This window comes from Streptomyces sp. NPDC002785 (assembly GCF_040295565.1).
GTDB lineage: Bacteria > Actinomycetota > Actinomycetes > Streptomycetales > Streptomycetaceae > Streptomyces.
In genome coordinates this window covers 1-4,569 of the sequence record NZ_JBEOVN010000326.1, presented here as the reverse complement: position 1 = coordinate 4,569, position 4,569 = coordinate 1, and the positions used below count along the sequence as shown (strand labels likewise).

General features: G+C 72.1%; 2 protein-coding genes. Both read right to left on the bottom strand.

Annotated elements, in window-relative coordinates; translation table 11 throughout:
• On the bottom strand, positions 1-2,193 hold a 2,193-nt coding region (locus ABTZ94_RS36330), incomplete at its 3' end, for a type I polyketide synthase (RefSeq protein ID WP_351207526.1).
• A 40-nt stretch (positions 2,194-2,233) separates the two neighbouring features.
• Positions 2,234-4,569, bottom strand: a 2,336-nt coding sequence (locus ABTZ94_RS36325; RefSeq protein ID WP_351207524.1) for an SDR family NAD(P)-dependent oxidoreductase, incomplete at its 5' end; no start/stop codon positions are given.

Below are 4,569 nucleotides of genomic sequence, written 5' to 3'. Positions count from 1 at the left end.
CTGCGGACCGTTGAGCGCGGCAATGCTCACACCCTCGGTCAGCAACGGCACAACCTCGTCCTCCGACGCCTGCACCGCGATCATCGCGCCACCGGGCGGGAGTTCCTCCATCAGCCTGCCGCGCGCGGCCACCAGCTTCGCCGCGTCCTCCAGGGAGAGGACGCCGGAGACGTGGGCGGCGGCCAGCTCACCGATGGAGTGGCCGACGACGAAGTCGGGCTTGACGCCCCAGCCCTCCAGCAGCCGGAACAGCGCGACCTCGATGGCGAAGAGGGCGGGCTGGGTGTAACCGGTCCGGTCCAGCAAGGTGGAGCCGGCGTCGAACATGACGTTGCGCAGCGGCCGTTCGAGGTACTGGTCCAGCTCGGCACAGACCGTGTCCAGCGCCTCGGCGAAGGCCGGGACGGCCGCGTACAGCTCGCGGCCCATACCGGCCCGCTGGCTGCCCTGACCGGTGAACAGGAACGCCGTCTTGCCCTCGGTGACCTGGCCCTGAATCAGGTCGGCCGAGGTGCCCTCGGTGGCCAGCGCGGTCAGCAGGCTCAGCAGCTCGTCCCGGCTCCCGTCGTCGGCAGCGAGGAGGACGGCGCGGTGGTCGAGGGAGGCGCGGGTGGTGGCCAGCGAGTGGCCGAGGTCGGTCAGGCTCGGCACGGAGGTGGCTTCGATGTGGGCGGCGAGCCGCTCGGCCTGGGCGCGGAGTGCCTGCGCGGTCTGTCCGGAGACCAGCAGCGGTATCAGTCCGCCGAGCCCGGACCAGTCCGCCGGGGAGTCCTCCGCAGCGGTCCGGTCCTCGGCCGGGGCCTGCTCGATGACGGTGTGGGCGTTGGTGCCGGACACGCCGAAGGATGAGATACCGGCGCGGCGCGGCTGGCCGGTCTCCGGCCAGTCGACGGCCTCGGTCAGCAGCTCGACCGCGCCCGCCGCCCAGTCGACGTCCCGCGAGGGTGCGTCGACATGGAGCGTTTTGGGTATCACGCCGTGCTCGATGGCCTTGACCATCTTGATGATGCCGGCGACACCGGCGGCGGCCTGGGTATGGCCGAAGTTCGACTTCACCGAGCCCAGCCACAGCGGCCGGCCGTCGGGCCGGTTCCGGCCGTAGGTGGCCAGCAGCGCCTGCGCCTCGATCGGGTCGCCGAGGCTGGTGCCGGTGCCGTGCGCCTCGACGACGTCCACCTGGGCGGGGGTGAGCCGGGCGTCGGTGAGGGCCTGGCGGATGACGCGCTGCTGGGACGGGCCGTTGGGAGCGGTCAGCCCGTTGCTGGCGCCGTCCTGGTTGATCGCCGAACCTCGGACGATCGCCAGGACCGGGTGGCCGTTCTTCCGGGCGTCGGACAGCCGCTCCACGAGCAGCATGCCGACGCCCTCGCCCCAGCCGGTGCCGTCGGCACCGTCGGCGAACGCCTTGCAGCGGCCATCGGGCGCCAGGCCCCGCTGACGGCTGAAGTTGATGAACGCCCGCGGGCTGTTCATCACGGTGACACCGCCGGTGAGTGCCATGGAGCACTCACCGTTGCGCAGCGCCTGAACGGCCAGGTGCAGCGCCACCAGCGACGAGGAGCAGGCCGTGTCGACGGTGAGCGCCGGGCCCTCCAGGCCGAAGGTGTAGGAGATGCGGCCTGAGATGACGCTCGCCGCGTTGCCGGTCAGCAGGTACTGCTCGACGCCTTGCGGCAGCCGGTGCATCAGCTCCGGGTAGTCCTGGCCGTTGGTGCCGATGAACACCCCGGCCTTGCTGCCGCGAAGCGTGGCCGGGTCAATCCCGGCACGCTCGAACGTCTCCCAGGCGGTCTCCAGCAGCAGCCGCTGCTGGGGGTCCATGCCCAGGGTCTCGCGCGGCGAGATCCCGAAGAACGCGGCGTCGAACTCGCCCGCGCCGTCGAGGAAGCCGCCCTTGTCCGTGTAGCTGGTGCCCTGCTGGTCGGGGTCGGCGTCGAAGAGCGACTCCACGTCCCAGCCACGGTCCGTGGGAAAGTCCGCGATGGCGTCGCCGCCCGAGGCCACGAGCTGCCACAGCTCTTCCGGAGACCTGACGCCTCCGGGGAAGCGGCAGCTCATGCCGACGATCGCGATCGGCTCAGGCTCCTGCGACTCGACCTCGCGAAGACGCTGCCGCGTCTGGTGCAGATCAGCAGTTACCCGCTTGAGGTAGTCGAGGATCTTGTCCTGATCCGCCATTGGAATCTCACCCATGCTTCTCGTCACAAACCTTGCGCTCGCGGACCTTAGATCCCTAGATTCCGAGTTCTTTTTCGATGAAGTCGAAGACCTCATCGGGCGTTGCCTCTTGCAGCTTTTCCGTCACTGTGTCGCCGGTGGCCTCCGCCGCGCGCGTGCGCGGCGCGTCCCACCTGGCCGTCAGGGCCTGAAGCCGGGCGGCGATGTCCGCCCGGGTCTCGCTGTCCTCGGCGGCCGGGTCGAGCACCGAGAGCGCGGATTCCAGCTTCTCCAGCTCCGCGATGCCCGGTGCGGCCGCCGTCGCGCCGCCGTCCTGCGTGATCTCGGCCCGCAGGTACTCGGCCAGGACGGCCGGGGTTGGATAGTCGAAAACCAGCGTGGCCGGCAGTTTCTGGCCGGTGGCCGCGCCGAGCCTGTTGCGCAGTTCGAGTGCGATGAGCGAGTCGAAGCCCAGCTCCTTGAATGCCCGGCCCTCGCCGACCTCTTCGGTCGAGGAGTGCCCCAGCGCGGCGGCCGCGTTGGTGCGCACCAACTCCAGGACGGTGAGGGACTGCTCGGCCAGGGACATCCCTGCCAGCTTCTGCCGCAGCGCGGACGCCGGATCCGCGACGGCACCGCTTTCGCCGCCGCCGGCCGGGCCGCTGTCCGTCAGCCGCCTGACCTCGGGCAGGTCGGCGATGAAAGAGCTGGGCCGCACCGCCGTGTAGCCGTAGGCGAAGCGTTCCCACTGGATGTCGGCGACGGCCACGACCGTGTCGGCGTGGTCCAGAGCCTGCTGGAGCGCCCTGATCGCCAAGTCCGGTGCCATGGCGGGCACACCGCCCCGGTCCAGCCGCTCGCCGATGGCACCGCCGGCCGCGAGGCCCGTGTCGCCCCAGCGGCCCCAGGCCACCGAGGTCGCGGGCAGTCCGTCGGCCCGGCGCTGCTCGGCCAGCGCGTCCAGATAGGCGTTGGCCGCCGCGTAGTTGCCCTGCCCGGCGTCGCCGAGCGTGCCCGCGATGCCGGAGAACAGCACGAACGCGGACAGGTCCAGGCCCTGCGTGAGCTCATGCAGGTGGCGGGCGGCGTCGGCCTTGGGGCCGAGCACCGTCGCGAACCGCTGCGGCGTCAGGGCGTCCAGCACTCCGTCGTCGAGGACACCGGCCGTGTGCACCACAGCGGTGAGCGGCCGGTCGGCAGGGACGGCCGCGAGCAGCGACTCGACGGCCTTGCGGTCGGCCACGTCGCAGGCGGCGATGGTGATCTCGGTGCCCAGCGCGGTCAGTTCGTCGCGCAGCTCGGCGGCGCCGGGCGCGTCCGGGCCGCGGCGGCTGGTGAGCACCAGGTGCTCGGCACCGTTACGGGCCAGCCAACGGGCCACCTGCGCACCCAGCGCACCGGTACCGCCCGTCACCAGCGTGGTCCCGGCCGGCCGCCAGCTCTGTACGGGCGGGGCGTCGGCCAGCGGCGCGTGGCTCAGCCGACGGGCGAAGACGCCTGCGGCGCGGACCGCGAGCTGGTCCTCCCCCTCGGCTCCTGCCAGGACCGTGACCAGCCGGGCCAGCGCCCGGTCGTCGGCGGCCTGCGGCAGATCGACCAGACCGCCCCAGCGCTCCGGGTACTCCAGTGCGGCGGTGCGGCCCAGGCCCCAGGCGAGCGCCTGTGTCGGGTTGTCCGGCCGGTCGGAGCGGCTGACGGAGACGGCGCCGCGGGTGGCGCACCACAGCGGCGCATCGACTCCGGCGTCGCCCAGCGCCTGGATCAGCGCGGCGGAACTGGTCAGTCCGGCGTTGACGTTGTCAGTGCCCGGGGCCGCCTGCTCGTCGAAGGCCAGCAGCGACAGGACACCGGCGACCGGCGTGGCGCCGTCCAGCTCCACGCGCACCCGGCGGGTGACCGACTCGCGGTCCAGCTCCACGGCGCACAGCGTGAGCTGTCGTACGTCGGCGCCGCGCTCCGCCAGCGTGCGCACCGCACCGAGCGCCCAGCCGTCGACGAGCGCGGACTCCGGCACGACCAGCAGCCAGGTGCCGGACAGTCGCACGGACTGGCGCTCGACCAGCGGCTTCCAGGTCACGCGGTAGCGCCAGCCGTCCAGCACGGACAGTTCGCGGCTCCGTCGGTGCCAGGAGGACAGTGCAGGCAACAGGGCGCTCAGCGAGGACATTTCCTCAGCACCCCCGAACTCCAGTGTCCCGGCGAGCGACTCCAGGTCTTCGCGTTCGACGGCCTCCCAGAAACGGGCGTCGACTGCGTCGGCCGGCAGCGCCTCGGCACCGGAATCCGGCTCGGCCGCCTGCGGCCACAGGTGCTGGTGCTGGAAGGCGTAGGTGGGCAGCTCGACACGCTGTGCGCCCATACCCCCGTACACCGTGTCCCAGTCGACGCTCACGCCACGTGTCCACGCCTCGC